This window comes from Thiocapsa sp. (genome assembly GCF_035467215.1).
Lineage (GTDB): Bacteria > Pseudomonadota > Gammaproteobacteria > Chromatiales > Chromatiaceae > Thiocapsa.
The window spans coordinates 1-15,792 of sequence record NZ_DATITZ010000225.1 but is presented as its reverse complement, the minus strand read 5'-3'; the positions used below and the strand labels follow the sequence as shown (position 1 = coordinate 15,792).

Genomic DNA, 15,792 nt, shown 5'->3' with positions numbered 1-15,792 from the left:
TCGGGAACACTCGATTGTGCGTCCCGCCCGCGGCGCCACCTTCCGCGGATCAACACCGGAGAGAACCATGAAAGCAAGAGCCGCCGTCGCCTGGGAGCCCGCGAAGCCCCTGTCCATCGAAGAGATCGATGTCGAGGGTCCGAAGGAGGGCGAGGTCCTGCTCAAGGTCATCGCCTCGGGCGTCTGCCATACGGATGCCTTCACGCTGTCCGGACAAGATCCGGAAGGTGCCTTCCCCTGCGTGCTCGGTCACGAGGGCGGATGCGAGGTGGTGGAGTGCGGGCCGGGCGTGAAGGGGCTGAAGCCGGGGGATCATGTCATCCCGCTCTATATCCCGGAATGCGGCGACTGCGAATACTGCCATTCGACCAAGTCCAACCTGTGCCAATCCATCGCCTCCACCGTCTGGACCGGTTACATGCCGGACGGGACACGTCGCTTCTCGCGCAAGGGCAAGCCGATCTTTCACTACATGGGTTGCTCGACCTTCTCCGAATATACGGTCGTGCCCGAGATCGCCCTGGCGAAGATCAATCCCGCGGCCCCACTCGACAAGGTCTGCCTGCTTGGTTGCGGGATCACGACCGGCATCGGTGCGGTATTGAACACGGCCAAGGTGGAGGCCGGCTCGACGGTCGCTGTCTTCGGCCTTGGCGGGATCGGCCTGTCCGTCATCCAGGGTGCGGTCATGGCGAAGGCGGCCCGCATCATCGCGGTGGATCTGAATCCAGCCAAATTCGAGATGGCGCGTCAGCTCGGCGCCACCGACTGCATCAACCCGAGTGAGCTGGCCGGCAGCATCACCGAGGCCATCGTCGAGATGACCCGCGGCGGCGTGGATTACTCCTTCGAATGCATCGGCAACGTCGACGTGATGCGACAGGCGCTCGAGTGCTGCCGCATGGGCTGGGGTGTCTCGACCATCATCGGGGTCGCGGGCGCCGGACAGGAGATCCGCACCCGGCCGTTTCAACTGGTGACCGGCCGCACCTGGAAGGGCAGCGCCTTCGGCGGGGTCAAGGGCCGCACCCAACTCCCGGGCTACGTCGAGCAATACCTGGCCGGGGAGATCGAGGTGGACCGCATGGTGACCCACACCATGCCGCTGGAAGACATCAACCGCGCATTCGATCTCATGCACAGCGGAGAGAGTATCCGCTCCGTGATCCTATTCTGAGGGTCTGACGATGGAACGCATCGAACGCATTCGCGAATTCGACGGCTGGTTGGAGCGCTACACCCACGACTCCGACGCCTGCAACTGCCGCATGACCTTCTCGGTCTATCTACCCCCGCAGGCCGAAGCCGCCCCGGTTCCTGCCGTCTATTTTCTCTCCGGACTGACCTGCACCGACGACAACGTCCGGGTCAAGGCCGGTGCCCAGCGCTATGCAGCCGAGCTGGGTCTGGCGCTCGTGATGCCGGACACCAGTCCGCGCGGCGAGCAGGTGGCCGATGCGCCGGACCGTTACGATCTGGGGCAGGGCGCCGGCTTCTATATCAACGCCGCGCGTGAGCCTTGGTCCGCGCACTACCGGATGTTCGACTACGTGAATCTGGAGCTGCCGGCCCTGGTGGAACGCGAGCTGCCGCTCATCCCCGGACGGCGCTCCATCACCGGGCATTCGATGGGCGGGCATGGCGCCTTGATCAGCGCATTGAAGAACCCCGGACTTTACCGCTCGGTGTCCGCCTTTGCGCCCATCTGCAACCCGGTCGAATCCGGCTGGGGTCGCGGTTGCTTTGCCGCCTATTTGGGCGAGGATCCGGCGAGCTGGAAGGACTGGGACGCCACCGAGCTGATTCGCGCGGGCGCCGAGGCGATGCCCTTGTTCATCGATCAGGGCAGCGGCGACGAGTTTCTACTCGATGGACAGCTCAGACCCGAGGCCCTGTCTCAAGCGTGCAAGGAACACGGCATCCCGCTGATTCTGAGGATGCAACCCGACTACGACCACAGCTATCACTTCATCGCGACCTTCATCGGGGAGCATTTGGCCTACCACGCACGCGCCCTGACGGCCCGGAGTTGAGCTCGCTCGTCCGTTCGATCGGCCCGTGTCATAGCCCGCCGACGCGCACGTAGATCAGACACCCTGCATCCGAGAACGGGGTGTGTTGGCTCATGTGCGGACTGCGGATCCAGGTCCCTTCCGGATAGCGGCCGTGCTCGTCGGCGAATTCGCCCTCGAGCACCAGGATCTCCTCGCCGCCCCAATGCGTGTGGCGCTGGAAGTGCGTCCCCGGTGCCCAGCGCACCAGCGCCACGCTCTCCGGATAGCCGCCCTGCGAATAGAGCGGGCGCACCCCGAGCCCGTCCACGAGTCCGGGTCGCCAGCTGTCCGTCGCGGTCGTGTCCTCGACCAGCCGCGGCCGATCCGTTCCCGGGTACTGGCGCAGCCGCACGAACAGGGTGCAGCCGGTCTGCGAACGCGGCGAATGACGACTGCCGTGGGGATTCATCAGGAAGGTCCCGGCCGGGTAGTCGCCGTGCTCGTCGGAGAAGACCCCGTCCAGCACGAGGATCTCCTCGCCCTGCGGGTGCGCGTGCTCCGGGAAGGCGCCGCCCGGTGCATAGCGCACCAGGCTGGTCACGGGTCCGGACTCGCCACCTTGTCGGTACAGCGGCTTACGCCACACCGTGCCGCTCGGGCTGGGCTCCCAGGTCATCGACGCCGTCTCGACCACCACGCGCTGCGTCGTGTCGGGGTTGACGTCTGCCAGTGCCGGGGACGGCGTGGGCGGGGTCTCTTTGGTCTGCATAGGTGTGTTCATCGTAAGACTACCGATCGGTCGGAGCGCATCGACGCCGTTGACGGCGAGTTGGCGGCGGACGATGCCCTCGTCAACGGAGCGGCGAATACAAGCCCCTGCTTCGGTTTCGGTCCACCGGCGTTCGCCTCCCGAAGACAGTGCGCACTTGCGCCTTGGATTGGCGCCGCGTGACCCGATCTCCGACGCCATCCAAAGAGAGCAGTTCCAAAAGGAGCCTTTAACCATGTCCGTTCTTCGATCCGTCCGTCACCATACAGTCGTCGTGCTCGCCGCGCTTTTCCTGATCGGCGGCGCAGCGCAAGCCGGCTCGACCCTCTCCGCCACCGAGGCGCTGGAGAAGGCTCGCGCCGGCGAGATCACCTTCATCGATATCCGCACTCCGGCCGAATGGCGCCAGACCGGCGTTGCGGCGGGCGCGCTCACGCTCGACATGACCGCGCCGACCTTCGTGCAGGATGTCGCGAAGGCCGTCGAGGGCGATCTCAACGCCCCCATCGTACTCATCTGCCGTACCGGAAACCGGACCGGTTACACCCGAGATGCACTCGAAAAGCTGGGGTTCACCAACGTTTCGCATGTCGCCGAAGGCATGTCGGGAAGCAAAGCCGGTCCCGGCTGGGTGCGCCGTGGGCTGCCGGTGGAGAGCTGCAAGACCTGCTAGAGGCAGTGTTCGGCGGCGCCGGCCTCGCTGCGGTTCGCCTGGCCGGGGCGCCTGCCGCTATCCGGGCACGACGGTCTTTCCTCACGGTCTCCGCCATCGGATTCCGGTCGCGAGAGCGATGCCCGCGGCGATCATCAGTGCGCCGAACAGATGGTAGACATGCAGACGCTCCCCGAGCAGGACGACAGCCAGTCCTGCACCGAAAATCGGTATCAGGTGCATGTACTGCCCGGTGCGATTCGGCCCCATTTCCACAACGGCGCGGTTCCAGAACACGTAGGCCAGCACCGATGGAAACACGGCCACATAGCCGATTGCAGCGAGATTGGTCTGGTTCGGCTTGAAGCGATGTCCCGAGGCGAGGTCCCAGGCGTAGAGTCCGAGCAGCGGGAGTAGACCGATGGCGATGATCGCGGCGAGAAAGGGTTTCGGCTCCAGCTCCGCCGGACGCCAACGCAGGAAGACCGAATAGAGCGCCCAGTCCAGGCTTGCGGCCAGGATCCAGAGGTCGCCGCGGTTGAGCTTCATCTCCCCGAGCATCTGCGGTCGACCTTCGGTCGCGACGAGGACCACCCCTGCGAGCGACAGCAGGATGCCGAGAACCTGCGCGCGCCGCAGCGGTGCGCGAAAGAGCAGGACGGACAGGCCGAGAATCACCACGGGCGTGACCGAGGTCAGCAACACGGCGTTCGTCGCCGTCGTGCTCTGAAGGCCCAGGTAGGCGAAGGTGTTGTAGTTGGTGATCCCCAGCAAGGCGAACAGGGTGAGCACCGGCCAATGACGCCGCAGCAGTGCACGCTGCCGCCACAGGTCGGTGTACGCGAACGGCAGCAGAACGAGCAGCGCGATTGCCCAGCGCCAAAAGGAGAGTGCGAAGGGGCTGATGTCGGTGTGCAGTGCCCGGGCCAACACGAAGTTGCCGGCCCAAAACAGCGGCGGCAGCGCGGCCAACAACCAAATCGGAGGAATGGCGTTCATAGGCCGGCGAATCCGGTGCAGGATCAAGCGATGGCTTTGCGAGCCCGGCGGTCAATCCGCTTGGCTCCGGCGGCGCATGATGGCCATGATGTTGTCCGCGGCGAAGTCCACCGCATCGCGGAAGGGGTACAGAATGACGGGGGCGCCGATCTGCCAGAGCTGTGCACCCTGCGCGTCGTCGCGGGCGACGACGGCGATCTCGCCGGCGAAACGCCGCTCGGCCAAGGCGTAGAGCAGCACGCGGTTTGAGTCCAGGTCGGGCAAGGTGCTGATGACCCAGCGCAGCCCGTCCATGGGGAGACTGTCCAGAAAGGCCGCGTCATGTCCATCGCCGAAGCGCACGCTCAAGCCGGTCTCCGATAAGCGGCGTACGACGTCCGGATCACAGTCTACGCCGATCACCTGCAGACCCTCCTCGCCCAGGCGTCGCGCCAAGCGCAGTCCGTAGCGGCCAAGCCCGATCACCAGCACCTCCGGCTGCTCCTCGTCCGACACTGGGCTTTCGGCGGCGAGCTCGCGGTAGGGCCGACGTCGCTCGAACACCCCGAGCAGAGGCGCGAGGGTGCGATACAAGGGGTGCGAGTAGAGGATCATGTAGGTCGACAGGGTGATGGTGATCAGCCCGACCAAGGTCGTCAGCCCGAGCGCCTCGACCCCGACATGACCCAGGCTGATCCCCATCGCCACGAAGACGATCGAGAATTCGCTGATCTGGGCGACCGTCAGGCCCGCCAGAAACCCCGTTCGCTTGCGATAACCCATCCCGCCCATGATGGCCATGACGATCAACGGATTGCCGATGAGCACGAACAGCGAGAGCCAGACGGCGGGCCAGACCTCGGCACCGAGGGTCGTCAGGTCAAGCTCGGCACCGAGATGGATAAAGAAGAACAGCAGCAGAAAGTCGCGGATGCCCGTCAGGCGCGCGCTGATCACCTCACGATAGGCGGTCGACGCCAATGAGAATCCGGCCAAAAAGGCGCCTGCTTCCTTGGAGAATCCGACCCATTCGCCGAGAGCCGCGAGCCCCGTGCCCCACGCGATCGCGAAGATCAGGAGCAGCTCCTGCGAGCGCGCGATACGGTGCAGGAGATCCGGGAGCACGTAGCGCATCAGCACGAACATCAGGACCGCCGCGGCCGTGATGCGCCCCGTCAGCGCGATCGCGACACTCCAGACCGAGGCGTCGACGCCCGTGCCGAGCGCACTCATCGCCATCATCGCGAGCACGACGGCGATATCCTGCACGATCAGGAAACCGATCGCGATGCGCCCGTGCAGCGAGTCGAGCTCGCCCTTGTCGGAGAGCAGCTTGACGATGATGATGGTGCTCGAGAAGGTCAGCGCGACCGCGACATAGAGTGCTTCGACCAGTCCCTTGCCCAAGGCCAGGATAAGCAGAAAGCCGAAGACGATCGTGAAGGCGAGTTGGCCCAAGCCGGTGGCCAAGGCGACCGGGCCGATGTCGCGCACCCGTGTCAGGTCCAGCTTCAGCCCCACCACGAATAAGAGCACCGCCACGCCGACTTGGGCGAGCACCTCGATCTGATCGTGGGAGGTGACCAACGCGAATCCCGCCGGGCCGACCGCGATGCCGACGACGATGTACGCAATCAGCAGCGGTTGTTTCAGGCGCACCGCGATCGCGCCCGCAACGGCGGCGATCACGAGAAGGAAGGCAAGCTCGGCAAAGGCGTCGGTCATCGCAATCCCGTCGTTCGACCTGCCGCATTCCACATGTGCTCGCTCATCCTCGTGTGGTGTCGTCGCGTTCTCGGGGGCGATGCGACATCATCGATCGCGATCGCAGGGCGCTCGGGCGGATCTTTAGGATCTCGGGAGGCCCGGGGCTCGTTGAGCATGTCATTCATGAACGACCGGGAGCCGCTGTCACTCAGAGGCTTCCGGTGGCTTTGCGACGTACTCGCGACGATCGTGGGAGGTGCGGGAAGCGACGCCGAAACCTAAACTGCGTCCAGAGCGACATGCGCATTTTCGTGTGAGATCGACGTTCAGTGCATCCACGACACTTAGCGGCGACGCGGTTTAAAATAATCTTTTGAATATCTTAAACCGCGCCGACTCCAACGGTCGTCAAGTCTGCCGGGACCGATCCCATCCAAAAAATCGCATACCGCGCCGGGCGCGGTTTAAGCCAAGTCGAAGCGGTCGGCGTTCATGACCTTCGTCCATGCCGCAACGAAGTCCCGCACGAACCTTTCCCTGTTGTCGTCTTGCGCATAGACCTCGGCATAGGCGCGTAGGATCGCGTTCGACCCGAACACGAGATCCACCCGGGTCGCCGTCCACTTGAACTCATCCGTCTTGCGGCTACGGATTTCGTACAGGTTGTTGCCTGTCGGCTTCCAGGTGTAGCCCATATCCATCAGATTCACGAAGAAGTCGTTCGTCAGAACGCCTTCCCGATCGGTGAGCACACCGTGCTTGGTGCCGCCGTAATTGGTGCCCAACACGCGCATGCCGCCGACGAGCGCCGTCATCTCATGGGCGGTGAGCCCCATCAGCTGCGTCCGGTCGAGCATCAGCTCCTCGGCGGCGACGACGTAGTCCTTCTTGAGCCAGTTACGGTAGCCGTCATGGATCGGCTCCAGAGGCTCGAACGACTCGGCATCCGTCATCGCGTCGGTGGCATCGCCGCGACCGGGGGCAAAGGGGACGCGGATGTCGACACCGGCTGCCTTGGCCGCCTGCTCGATGCCGACGTTGCCGGCCAGGACGATGACATCGGCCAGGCTGGCGCCGGTCTCGGACGCGATGCCCTCGAGGGCGCCCAGAACCCTCGCAAGACGCGCGGGCTCGTTGCCCTCCCAGTCCTTTTGCGGGGCCAGACGGATGCGTGCACCGTTGGCGCCGCCGCGCATGTCCGAGCCACGGAAGGTTCGCGCGCTGTCCCATGCCGTGGCGACCATGTCGCCGACGCTCAGGCCGCAGTCAACAATCTTGGCCTTCACCGAATCGACCTCGTAATCGGTGCGGCCTGCGGGCACCGGATCCTGCCAAATCAGGTCTTCCTGCGGGACATCGGGGCCGATGTAGCGCGCCTTGGGGCCCATGTCGCGATGCGTCAGCTTAAACCAGGCACGCGCGAAGACCTCCGACAAATAGTCGGGATCCCTGTAAAACCGTTCGGAAATTTCTCGATACGCCGGGTCCATCTTCAAGGCCATATCGGCATCGGTCATGATCGGGTTGTCGCGGATCGAAGGATCCTCGACGTCGACGGGTTTGTCCTCCTCCTTGATGTCCTTGGGCTCCCACTGCCAGGCGCCTGCCGGGCTCTTCTTGAGCTCCCAATCATGCTCGAGCAGCATGGCGAAATAACCGTTGTCCCACCGGGTCGGGTGGGTCGTCCAGGCGCCTTCGATACCGCTGGTCACGCTGTCGCGGCCGATGCCGCGGCTGGTGTGGTTGATCCAACCGAGCCCCTGCTCCTCGACATCGGCCCCTTCGGGCGCAGGCCCCAACAGGCCCGCGTCGCCGTTTCCGTGGCACTTTCCGACCGTATGACCACCGGCGGTCAGTGCGACGGTCTCCTCGTCGTTCATGGCCATACGTGCGAAGGTCACGCGTACATCGTGTGCCGTCCGCAGCGGGTCGGGGTTGCCGTCGACACCCTCGGGGTTGACGTAGATCAGACCCATCATCACGGCGGCCAGAGGGTTTTCCAGCTCCCGATCGCCCGAATAACGGCTGTCGGGGTTGTCGCTGGGGGCCAGCCATTCCTTCTCCGAGCCCCAATAGGTGTCCTTCTCGGGATGCCAGATGTCCTCGCGTCCGAAGGCAAAGCCGTAGGTCTTCAGACCCATCGATTCATAGGCCACCGTCCCGGCGAGGACGATCAGGTCGGCCCAACTGATCTTGTTGCCGTATTTTTTCTTGATCGGCCAAAGCAGACGCCGCGCCTTGTCCAGGTTCACGTTGTCGGGCCAGCTGTTGATCGGGGCAAACCGCTGATTGCCCGTGCCGGCACCGCCGCGGCCGTCTGCGATTCGATAGGTGCCCGCCGCGTGCCAGGCCATTCGGATCATCAGGCCGCCGTAGTGGCCCCAGTCCGCGGGCCACCAGTCCTGGCTGTCGGTCATCAGGGCGTGCAGGTCTTTCTTGAGCGCCTCCACATCGAGCGTCTTGACGGCGTCACGATAGTTGAAGTCCGCCCCCATCGGATTGGTCTTGGTGTCGTGCTGGTGCAGGATGTCGAGATTCAACGCCTTCGGCCACCAGTCCATGACCGATGTTCCGGCGGCGGTATTTCCGCCGTGCATCACCGGGCATTTGCCCGCAGTCGTCGTCACAGTCTTGTCCATCTCTAACCTCCGTTCGTGGCTTCATGGTCTGAAGTCGGTTTATCTTGGGTGCTCGTCGAGCACGAAACGAGAATACGGACCGCAAAGGAAGATGGCTAATCGTTTGGCTGTATGCCGAAAATCGTTTATGACTATCGAATATAAACCTTTGATAGTTATAAGCGAGTAATCTGGCTACCCACCGGCAGCCGCAGCCCCCAGAAGCCGCTCTCGGGGCCGAAGTCGGTGAAGCGTTCGATGGCGCCGCCGAGTGGTTCTGCTGCCGCTCATGCGGGTTGCGGGCGCGGCGGGCGACGATCAGGGTCGGCGTGTCTTCGGCGGTCTGTTCGCAGAGGTATCGCCGGCGGCGGCTCTTCGAGTCAATGCAGCAAGATCTCGATCTGCAATCGCTGGTTGTGCTCGGCGTCCGGGTCGAGGCGGCGGACTCGGGCGCTCAACTGGCGCTGTCGGGCCAGCAGTCGGGCGACGACCAGGTTCTCGCCACGCGGGAGGTAGCCGAGCATATGGCCGTGCCAATGGATGGCGACGGCATCATTGTCGTAAGGGTTGTCGCGCTCCGCGCTCAGGGTCAAGGGTGACCCGGCCCGCAGGACGGGCAGGACGGCCGGCGCCTCGTGGTGTCGGAAACCCGCGAGGCGGCTGCGCTGGATCACGAGATGACGGCCGATGATCGCCTCGTCGAGGGAGGGCTCGGGGAGATTCGTTGCAGATCGTTGCAGACGGGACATCGCGGTCGCCTCATGGATCCGGATAGTCTGATCCTACAGAGGTGGGTGGCTCAAAAGGTGAGCCACCCAGCGGTTTTTTTCGGGATCGAGAGGGTCACCTCCTCAGAGGATCAAGGCAACGACCGCGCCGGTCATCAGCGTTGCCATGGTCCCGGCGAGGACCGACTTCAGCCCAAGCGCGACGATCTCGTCGCGGCGTTCCGGAGCCATGGCCCCGAGCCCGCCGATCATGATGCCGAGGCTCCCGAGATTGGCGAAGCCGCACAGTGCATAGGTCATGATCAGCCGACTGCGGTCGCTGAGCTCGGCGCTCGCGGTGCCGGCCAGCTCCAGGTAGGCGATCAGCTCGTTGAGGATCGTCTTGATGCCCATCAGCGAGCCGGCGACCTGCGCCTCGGACCAGGGGATGCCGATCAACCAGACGACCGGGGCCATGGCCCAGCCGAGGATGCGCTGCGCGGTCAAGGGCTCGCCGGCGACCGTCGGCAGCAGTCCCAGCATCTGGTTGGCGAGACTCACCAGCGCGACCATGACGACCAACATTGCGAGGATGTTGAACCACAGCGGGACGGCGTCGAGCGTGCCGCGCGTGATGGCGTCCATGCTGCTGCGCGACTCGATCGGGATGGCGACGATCGCCCGGTCCTCCGCGTCGGCATGCTCCGGCACCAGGATGCCGGCGATCATCAAGGCTGCCGGTGCGCTGATCAGGGAGGCGGTGAGGATGTGTCCCATCGCATCCGGCACGGTATCGGCGAGGATCCCGGCATAGAGCACCATCACAGTCCCTGCAACGGTGGCCATGCCGCAGGTCATGAGCGCGAAGAGCGCCGAGCGCGACAGTCCCGCCAGGTAGGGCCGGATCAGGAGGGGCGCTTCGGTCATGCCGACGAAGACGTTCGCCGCCGCCCCCAGCCCCAGCGCGCCGCCGGTTCCCATGGTCCGTCGCAACAGCCAGGCGAAGCCGCGCACAACCAGCGGCAGCACCCGCCAATGGAAGAGCAGGGCGGAGACTGCGCTGATCACCAGGATCAGCGGGAGCGCCTGAAAGGCGAGCACGAAGCTGTTCTGCGGATAGCGCGTCTCGAAGGGTGTCGCGCCGCCGCCGATGTAGCCAAAGACCAGCTCTGTGCCGGCTTGGGTGGCGCGCTGCACGGACAGGACCAGGTCGGTCAGCGACAGGAAGGCCGACTGGGCGAGCGGCAGCTTCAGCAGCAGGAGCGCGAGGAGGATCTGGAGGGCCAGACCGGCGATAACCAGGCGCGGACTGACCGCGCGACGCCGCTCGCTCGCGAGCCAAGCCAGAGCGAGGATGACGCCCAGCCCGAGCAAGGGCTGCAAGGTGCTCGGCATGAGGCGGAGACCGGATCAGTGCTGCGAGGGCGAGGGCTCGTGGCGGGTCAGCTCCGCGAAGAGCTGTTTGGCATCCACCGCGTCGAAGGCATAGTTGCGGTTGCAGAACTCGCAGGTGACGCTGACAGCGCCCTCTTCGGCGAGGATGTCGTCCACCTCGGCCGGACCGAGGAGCTTGAGCGTCTCCTCGATGCGGGAGCGCGAGCAGCCGCAACGAAAGGCGATCGGCTCGGGCTCGAAGAGCCGGATCGATTCCTCGTTGAAGAGCCGATAGAGGAGATCGCCGGCGGACTGGCCGGTCAGCTCCTCGCGCGTGAGCGTGCCGGCGAGGATGCCGATCCGCGCCCAATCCTCATCGCTCAAACCCTCGCCGGGGAGACGCTGGAGCAGCAGTCCGGCGGCACGGTGCTCTCCGGCCGTGAGCCAGAGTCGCGTCGGGAGTTGCTCGGAGTCGACGAAATAACGCTCGATCGCCGCGGAGAGATCCGCCCCTTCCAGCGGCACGATCCCCTGATAGGGCTCGGCGCCGCGTCGCTCGATCGTCAAGGCCAGATGGCCCTGCCCGAACCGCGCCGCGAGTGTCCCCTCGGCGGGCACCTCGCCTTCCCAGCGGGCAAGCCCGCGGACCTTGTGTTCGTGAGTCGCCTGAGCAACCAGGGTGCGGATGGGGCCTTTCCCTTGCGCCTGCAGGATCAGCGAGCCTTCGAATTTGATCGTCGAGGCAAGCAAGGTAACGGCGGCCAGTGATTCGCCGAGCGGATCGCGAACCGCTTCCGGGTAGGGGTGTGCTCCCAGGACGGCACGCCAGGTCGCATCCAGGTGGACCAGGTTGCCGCGAATCCCGATGTTCTCGAAGGTGAAGCGGTAAAGACGGTCCGAGTCGCTCATCCGGTACTCCAAGGGCTCACTGTGGCTCTGTTACATCTTGTTGCAATTTGTCATCGATCGAGGCGTGTGTCCGATCCGCAGCGTCGGATTCTCCTGCACGCCCTTATCGCGCCTGACGTCTCTTCTAGTTTCAATCCGTTACATGGGCTGCGCAGGTCGGTTTCAGGCGTTCTAGACAGCTCGGCGAGGCTTGCAAGTATTTAAGCAAAGACTAATATTAGAGCCAACGTTGTAGCTAAAAGGAAACAAACATGATGCCTCTTATCTTAAGTCTGATCACCGCAACCTTCTTCTTGATCTTGGCCGGCGCGACCTACGGAGCCGAAGCACTCCTGACCGACACCTGGATCCCGATGGTGTTCTTGGGGCTGCTCGGATCCGGGGTCACCGTCTTCATCCTGAGCGAGCAGGCGAAGCAGTGACCGTTATGCCATACCTCCAACCCCGGTGCGCCTCGGCGCACCGGCGCCCGACCCGCTCAGCCTTGACCTGAATCCCGCAAGAACTCCTCGACTGCTTCGCCGAGGTCGCGTTCTCCCGCGAGAACGGCCGGCTCGAATCCTCGCCTCCAATAGGGCATCAACAGACGTGCCTGACGCCACTCCTCGAAGAGGATGCGCGCCAAGGGTCCACCCTCTTCGATAAAGCCCGAATCGCGAAAATCCCGCTCCGCGCGAGCACGGTCGTAATCGAACCGCACGATCTCCCAGGTCCAACGCCCCCGACGCTCTTCGAGCAAGGCATAGCTTCCGCGCGTGTCGCCGTCGAACGGCGAGCCGACCGAGCCGACGTTCAGGATGGGCGTACCGTCCAGCTCGCGGTGCAAGGGTCGATGGGTGTGCGCCGTCACGAAGAGGGCGACATCCAACGGGAGGTTGCCGCGGATCTCCTCGTCCGAAACGCCGGCCGAGATCCCGAAGCGATTCCCGGCCATGGTCCCGTGGGTGACGTGCACCCAGCTGGCATCGCTCTCGCCGTGGAAACACAGATGGTCCGGCCAGCCTTCGAGCGCCACGATGCGCTCGCGAAGCTGCTCGTAGGTCCAGTCAGCAAAACGCCGCATCTGTCCCTCCAGCTCGGTGCGGGGAGGCTCCTGAGCGCAGCGCAGGATCCAAGCCTCGTGATTGCCCTTCACCGGCAACCATCCGCGTGTCCGGCGCAACTCATCAAACAGCTCCACACAGGCAAGGCTGCTCGGCCCGCGATTGACCAGGTCCCCGTCCATCACGACCAGATCCGGACCCCAGTCGAGGATCCGCTCTACCGCGACCTCCATCGCCGGCAGGTTGGCTTGAACATCGGAAAAGATCGCAACCTTCATGATTGGGGCGTCTCCTGTTAAACCGCGTCCTGTGCAGTATGCGTCGTTTCGAGTGGGCGGCCGGTTCGGCATCCCTCTGCGGTGTCGGCGTCGACGCGGTTCAAGTATTTAACGGCGTATCGCGCCCGGAAGACGCGGTTCAGGAGGCGACCTGGCCGATCTGCTTGCGCACCGACTCGACCTTCCCCTCCATCCGCCCGCCCTGACCCTTCCGGATGTCGAGCTTAGCCGTCGCATAGACGCGCTCGCAGCCCAAGGCATCGAGGATCTCATGGGCCCGCTCGATCAGCGCGAGCGCCTCCGGCAGGGTGTCCGTCTCCACGACGGTGCCCATCGGCGAGAGCCGGTAGTCGTGTCCGCTGTCGCGGATCATGGCGATGACGGGGGCGACGAAGCCGCTGACACCGGCGCCTCGGTCGACCGGGAAGATACTGAGATCGAGCAGAACGGACATGATGAAACCTTGGAAATTCGCCTGGCCCGACCGAGAGCCGCGGCCTGGAAACCGAACGAGGATTGCCCTGCGGCGGACCTGAACTATAGACTGAACCCCATTAGACGCCCTGCATCAGCCGGGAACAAGTCGACCATGAAGGATCTGCAATGGCCATCCAGACCGACCCCGAGAGCCCGAGCGACGTCGCCGAGCCGGATTGGGAAACCCCCTTGTCGCTGACCTTGACACCGTCGCTCCTCATCCACTCTTTAATGGGGACGGCCAGCGCGGTCCACACCGGCTGGGCCAGTTGTATCGACGACTCCCTGGTGCTCTCCGACCTGGTGTCGATGGAGGATCGCGCCGGCAACTATATCCGACTCGCCGAGCAGGAGTTCGTCGAGGACGATCAGCCCGGCACCGTCTGGCACGACTGGACGCTCGAGGTGCGCATCGGCACCGTGCTGACCACCGGACACTGGCAGTTCCCGGTGACCGCGCATCCGTCGGAGTGGGAGTGGAACGCACGCGAGGCCAGTCAGGCATTCGAGCGCGCCTGTCTCTTGGTCGGGCGTCGTGTGCGTCGCACCATGGCCGTGGAGGATCCCGCGCCGACCGACTCGGTCCCGCGCGCGAGTCGTCACTAGCGCGAGCCGGACACATCTCGGGCTCGGGGGTCGCTGTGAGGCGGCTTGATTAGACCCTCGTCATCGTCCAGAGTTATCGGGCAGGCGGGGCAACGTGCCGCGCCGCGCTCCCGAGGAGAGAAGCATGAAGATGAGTTTCGATGTCGAGATGACGCCGGAAGAGATGCGCAAGCTGTTGGGCTTGCCGGACGTCGAAGCCTTTCAGCGCCAGTTGATGGACGACATCCGCGAGCGCATGGTCGCCGGCACCGAGGGTTACGACCCGATCAAACTCTTCCAGCCCTACGTGACCGGGACCATGGCCTCTTGGGACATGTTCCAGAAGATGCTGACGAACGCGACGAGCACGTCGTCGGGCGCAACGGGCTCGGGGAGCGACAGCTCAAGCGCCGAGTCCACGCCGCGACGAAAATAGTGCGCGCGACAACGGGCGCACGACAACGGGGAGGAGATGACGAATGGTTCATCGGTTGCTGATCCTCGGCTGCAGGACCATGCGCGACGGGGTGGTCGTTTCGGCGATCTTCTTCGTCGCGGCCCTGTTGCTCTTCATGGCCGTGCGCTATGTCCTGCCCGACCTGGCCTACCTGCAGCAGATCGTCTTGTTCTTCGCGCTCGTGCTCATCATCCTTGCGCCGGTCGTGCTTGTGTCGACCTTTCTCCTGTCGGTGATCCCGGGCGCTCGCGAGAAGCTCGACAAGTGTGAGCATTAAACCGCGCCCAGCCCGATATGCGATGTTTTTGGATGGGACCGGCCCCCGCAGACTTGACGACCGTTGGAGTCGGCGCGGTTTAGAAGGAGCGACGACCCGGTCTGGACGACTAAAGTCGTCTACGGGCCACGTGCAGTCGGGATGCTTATGCCTGGAAATCCCCTCAACCGACCGCGGCATTGATCACGATCGGCGACATCAGCGGCGCGTCGTCCAGCCAGGGTCGTCTATCTTCCCCCAATCGCAGGCGCCCTTGCGCGAACCAGCCGACGGCCTGCGGATAGATGATGTGCTCCAGCGCGAGCACCCGTTGCGCCAATGTCGCGGCATCCTCGCCCGGATGGATTGCAAGTCGAGCCTGAATGACGACAGGTCCGCCGTCGAGCTCCGGTGTGACGAAGTGGACGCTGGCGCCATGCTCGCGCTCATCGGCATCAAGAGCGCGCTGATGGGTTTGCAGTCCCCTGAATTTGGGTAAGAGCGAGGGATGGATGTTGAGCATCCGCCCGGCATAGTGCTCGACGAAAGCCGGCGTGAGGATGCGCATGAAGCCGGCCAGGATCACCAAGCCGGGCGCATAGCGATCGATCAGGGCGCGCAGCTCGGCTTCGTAGGGCTCGCGCCCCGTGTAGTCACGATGGTCCAGCACCTGCGCCGGGATGCCGGCGCGCCGGGCCCGTTCCAGGCCGAAGGCATCCGCGCGGTTGCTGATGACGGCGACGATCTCGAAGGCCTCGCCGTTTGCCGCTTCGTCCATCAGGGCCTGCAGGTTGCTGCCGCTGCCCGAGATCAGGGCGACGACGCGCAGACGTCCGCCATCAGGCATGCGCGGCCTCGCCGACATAACGTACCGACGAGGGTCCTTGTCCCGCCTCGACCTGTCCGATCACCCGGGCATTCTCGCCGCCGGCGCGCAGCAGCGCGAGTGCTTGGTCGAGATCCCCCGCGTCGACGGCAACCACCATCC

18 protein-coding genes are annotated in these 15,792 nt (G+C 64.6%); 7 read left to right on the top strand and 11 right to left on the bottom strand.

Going from position 1 to position 15,792, the window contains the following annotated elements:
* The first annotated feature begins 67 nt into the window (after positions 1 to 67).
* Together VLR48_RS12745 and fghA are read left to right on the top strand one after the other, a co-directional pair.
* Entirely contained in the window at positions 68 to 1,177 is a 1,110-nt protein-coding gene (locus VLR48_RS12745; RefSeq protein ID WP_325292153.1) for an S-(hydroxymethyl)glutathione dehydrogenase/class III alcohol dehydrogenase, read from the top strand.
* Between the two features lie 10 nt (positions 1,178 to 1,187).
* Positions 1,188 to 2,033 carry an S-formylglutathione hydrolase gene (gene fghA, locus VLR48_RS12740; RefSeq protein ID WP_325292152.1) on the top strand — a complete coding sequence of 282 codons (846 nt, stop codon included), beginning with the start codon at positions 1,188 to 1,190 and terminating at the stop codon, positions 2,031 to 2,033.
* A 28-nt stretch (positions 2,034 to 2,061) separates the two neighbouring features.
* Here the strand turns inward: fghA and VLR48_RS12735 are convergent, their stop codons facing one another.
* Complete coding sequence (locus tag VLR48_RS12735) at positions 2,062 to 2,763, bottom strand: cupin domain-containing protein (RefSeq protein ID WP_325292151.1); 702 nt, start codon at positions 2,761 to 2,763, stop codon at positions 2,062 to 2,064.
* A 235-nt stretch (positions 2,764 to 2,998) separates the two neighbouring features.
* On the opposite strand from VLR48_RS12735, the gene VLR48_RS12730 reads away from it, so the two are divergent.
* Positions 2,999 to 3,436: a rhodanese-like domain-containing protein gene (locus VLR48_RS12730; RefSeq protein ID WP_325292150.1), complete on the top strand. Its 438-nt coding sequence runs from the start codon at positions 2,999 to 3,001 to the stop codon at positions 3,434 to 3,436.
* A gap of 81 nt (positions 3,437 to 3,517) precedes the next feature.
* Here the strand turns inward: VLR48_RS12730 and VLR48_RS12725 are convergent, their stop codons facing one another.
* From VLR48_RS12725 to hslO, 6 genes are all read right to left on the bottom strand, one after another.
* Entirely contained in the window at positions 3,518 to 4,414 is an 897-nt protein-coding gene (locus tag VLR48_RS12725; protein ID WP_325292149.1) for a DMT family transporter, read from the bottom strand.
* A gap of 51 nt (positions 4,415 to 4,465) precedes the next feature.
* The gene (locus tag VLR48_RS12720) at positions 4,466 to 6,118 is read right to left on the bottom strand and encodes a cation:proton antiporter family protein (protein ID WP_325292148.1); all 1,653 of its coding nucleotides are present in this window, start codon (positions 6,116 to 6,118) and stop codon (positions 4,466 to 4,468) included.
* Between the two features lie 446 nt (positions 6,119 to 6,564).
* Complete coding sequence (katG, locus tag VLR48_RS12715) at positions 6,565 to 8,739, bottom strand: catalase/peroxidase HPI (protein ID WP_325292147.1); 2,175 nt, start codon at positions 8,737 to 8,739, stop codon at positions 6,565 to 6,567.
* A gap of 359 nt (positions 8,740 to 9,098) precedes the next feature.
* Positions 9,099 to 9,467: an HIRAN domain-containing protein gene (locus VLR48_RS12710; RefSeq protein ID WP_325292146.1), complete on the bottom strand. Its 369-nt coding sequence runs from the start codon at positions 9,465 to 9,467 to the stop codon at positions 9,099 to 9,101.
* A 102-nt stretch (positions 9,468 to 9,569) separates the two neighbouring features.
* On the bottom strand, positions 9,570 to 10,820 hold the full coding sequence (locus VLR48_RS12705; RefSeq protein WP_325292145.1) for a NupC/NupG family nucleoside CNT transporter: 1,251 nt from the start codon (positions 10,818 to 10,820) through the stop codon (positions 9,570 to 9,572).
* Between the two features lie 15 nt (positions 10,821 to 10,835).
* Complete coding sequence (gene hslO / locus VLR48_RS12700; protein WP_325292144.1) at positions 10,836 to 11,708, bottom strand: Hsp33 family molecular chaperone HslO; 873 nt, start codon at positions 11,706 to 11,708, stop codon at positions 10,836 to 10,838.
* A gap of 254 nt (positions 11,709 to 11,962) precedes the next feature.
* Between hslO and VLR48_RS12695 the strand changes: the two genes are divergently transcribed.
* A complete protein-coding gene (locus tag VLR48_RS12695) occupies positions 11,963 to 12,130 on the top strand; it encodes a hypothetical protein (protein ID WP_325292143.1) in 168 nt (55 codons plus the stop codon).
* 56 nt (positions 12,131 to 12,186) lie between these two features.
* Here the strand turns inward: VLR48_RS12695 and VLR48_RS12690 are convergent, their stop codons facing one another.
* On the bottom strand, positions 12,187 to 13,029 hold the full coding sequence (locus VLR48_RS12690; protein ID WP_325292142.1) for a metallophosphoesterase family protein: 843 nt from the start codon (positions 13,027 to 13,029) through the stop codon (positions 12,187 to 12,189).
* Between the two features lie 139 nt (positions 13,030 to 13,168).
* Positions 13,169 to 13,483 (bottom strand): MTH1187 family thiamine-binding protein, encoded by a 315-nt coding sequence (locus VLR48_RS12685; RefSeq protein ID WP_325292141.1) that lies wholly within the window; start codon positions 13,481 to 13,483, stop codon positions 13,169 to 13,171.
* A 149-nt stretch (positions 13,484 to 13,632) separates the two neighbouring features.
* Here VLR48_RS12685 and VLR48_RS12680 point away from each other — a divergent pair, with 149 nt between their 5' ends.
* The 3 genes from VLR48_RS12680 to VLR48_RS12670 all read left to right on the top strand — a co-directional run bounded on the left by VLR48_RS12680 (position 13,633) and on the right by VLR48_RS12670 (position 14,825).
* Positions 13,633 to 14,112, top strand: a complete 480-nt coding sequence (locus VLR48_RS12680; protein ID WP_325292140.1) for a hypothetical protein — start codon at positions 13,633 to 13,635, stop codon at positions 14,110 to 14,112.
* Positions 14,113 to 14,236: 124 nt separating this feature from the next.
* On the top strand, positions 14,237 to 14,527 hold the full coding sequence (locus VLR48_RS12675; protein ID WP_325292139.1) for a DUF6489 family protein: 291 nt from the start codon (positions 14,237 to 14,239) through the stop codon (positions 14,525 to 14,527).
* A gap of 43 nt (positions 14,528 to 14,570) precedes the next feature.
* The gene (locus VLR48_RS12670; RefSeq protein WP_325292138.1) at positions 14,571 to 14,825 is read left to right on the top strand and encodes a hypothetical protein; all 255 of its coding nucleotides are present in this window, start codon (positions 14,571 to 14,573) and stop codon (positions 14,823 to 14,825) included.
* Between the two features lie 163 nt (positions 14,826 to 14,988).
* Here the strand turns inward: VLR48_RS12670 and purN are convergent, their stop codons facing one another.
* Together purN and VLR48_RS12660 are read right to left on the bottom strand one after the other, a co-directional pair.
* Complete coding sequence (gene purN / locus VLR48_RS12665; RefSeq protein ID WP_325292137.1) at positions 14,989 to 15,651, bottom strand: phosphoribosylglycinamide formyltransferase; 663 nt, start codon at positions 15,649 to 15,651, stop codon at positions 14,989 to 14,991.
* Positions 15,644 to 15,790 carry an AIR synthase-related protein gene (locus VLR48_RS12660; RefSeq protein ID WP_325292186.1) on the bottom strand — a complete coding sequence of 49 codons (147 nt, stop codon included), beginning with the start codon at positions 15,788 to 15,790 and terminating at the stop codon, positions 15,644 to 15,646. The genes purN and VLR48_RS12660 overlap by 8 nt, the downstream gene beginning before the upstream one ends.
* Positions 15,791 to 15,792 lie beyond the last annotated feature (2 nt).

What these genes read in the sequence shown, in the direction of transcription:
- VLR48_RS12690 (WP_325292142.1), bottom strand. Translation starts at nt 13,029, where the DNA reads ATGAAGGTTGCGATCTTTTCCGATGTTCAAGCCAACCTGCCGGCGATG.
- VLR48_RS12680 (WP_325292140.1), top strand. Translation starts at nt 13,633, where the DNA reads ATGGCCATCCAGACCGACCCCGAGAGCCCGAGCGACGTCGCCGAGCCG.
- VLR48_RS12730 (WP_325292150.1), top strand. Translation starts at nt 2,999, where the DNA reads ATGTCCGTTCTTCGATCCGTCCGTCACCATACAGTCGTCGTGCTCGCC.
- hslO (WP_325292144.1), bottom strand. Translation starts at nt 11,708, where the DNA reads ATGAGCGACTCGGACCGTCTTTACCGCTTCACCTTCGAGAACATCGGG.
- VLR48_RS12735 (WP_325292151.1), bottom strand. Translation starts at nt 2,763, where the DNA reads ATGCAGACCAAAGAGACCCCGCCCACGCCGTCCCCGGCACTGGCAGAC.
- VLR48_RS12685 (WP_325292141.1), bottom strand. Translation starts at nt 13,483, where the DNA reads ATGTCCGTTCTGCTCGATCTCAGTATCTTCCCGGTCGACCGAGGCGCC.
- VLR48_RS12695 (WP_325292143.1), top strand. Translation starts at nt 11,963, where the DNA reads ATGCCTCTTATCTTAAGTCTGATCACCGCAACCTTCTTCTTGATCTTG.
- VLR48_RS12705 (WP_325292145.1), bottom strand. Translation starts at nt 10,820, where the DNA reads ATGCCGAGCACCTTGCAGCCCTTGCTCGGGCTGGGCGTCATCCTCGCT.
- purN (WP_325292137.1), bottom strand. Translation starts at nt 15,651, where the DNA reads ATGCCTGATGGCGGACGTCTGCGCGTCGTCGCCCTGATCTCGGGCAGC.
- VLR48_RS12745 (WP_325292153.1), top strand. Translation starts at nt 68, where the DNA reads ATGAAAGCAAGAGCCGCCGTCGCCTGGGAGCCCGCGAAGCCCCTGTCC.
- katG (WP_325292147.1), bottom strand. Translation starts at nt 8,739, where the DNA reads ATGGACAAGACTGTGACGACGACTGCGGGCAAATGCCCGGTGATGCAC.
- fghA (WP_325292152.1), top strand. Translation starts at nt 1,188, where the DNA reads ATGGAACGCATCGAACGCATTCGCGAATTCGACGGCTGGTTGGAGCGC.
- VLR48_RS12670 (WP_325292138.1), top strand. Translation starts at nt 14,571, where the DNA reads ATGGTTCATCGGTTGCTGATCCTCGGCTGCAGGACCATGCGCGACGGG.
- VLR48_RS12660 (WP_325292186.1), bottom strand. Translation starts at nt 15,790, where the DNA reads ATGGTGGTTGCCGTCGACGCGGGGGATCTCGACCAAGCACTCGCGCTG.
- VLR48_RS12725 (WP_325292149.1), bottom strand. Translation starts at nt 4,414, where the DNA reads ATGAACGCCATTCCTCCGATTTGGTTGTTGGCCGCGCTGCCGCCGCTG.
- VLR48_RS12720 (WP_325292148.1), bottom strand. Translation starts at nt 6,118, where the DNA reads ATGACCGACGCCTTTGCCGAGCTTGCCTTCCTTCTCGTGATCGCCGCC.
- VLR48_RS12710 (WP_325292146.1), bottom strand. Translation starts at nt 9,467, where the DNA reads ATGTCCCGTCTGCAACGATCTGCAACGAATCTCCCCGAGCCCTCCCTC.
- VLR48_RS12675 (WP_325292139.1), top strand. Translation starts at nt 14,237, where the DNA reads ATGAAGATGAGTTTCGATGTCGAGATGACGCCGGAAGAGATGCGCAAG.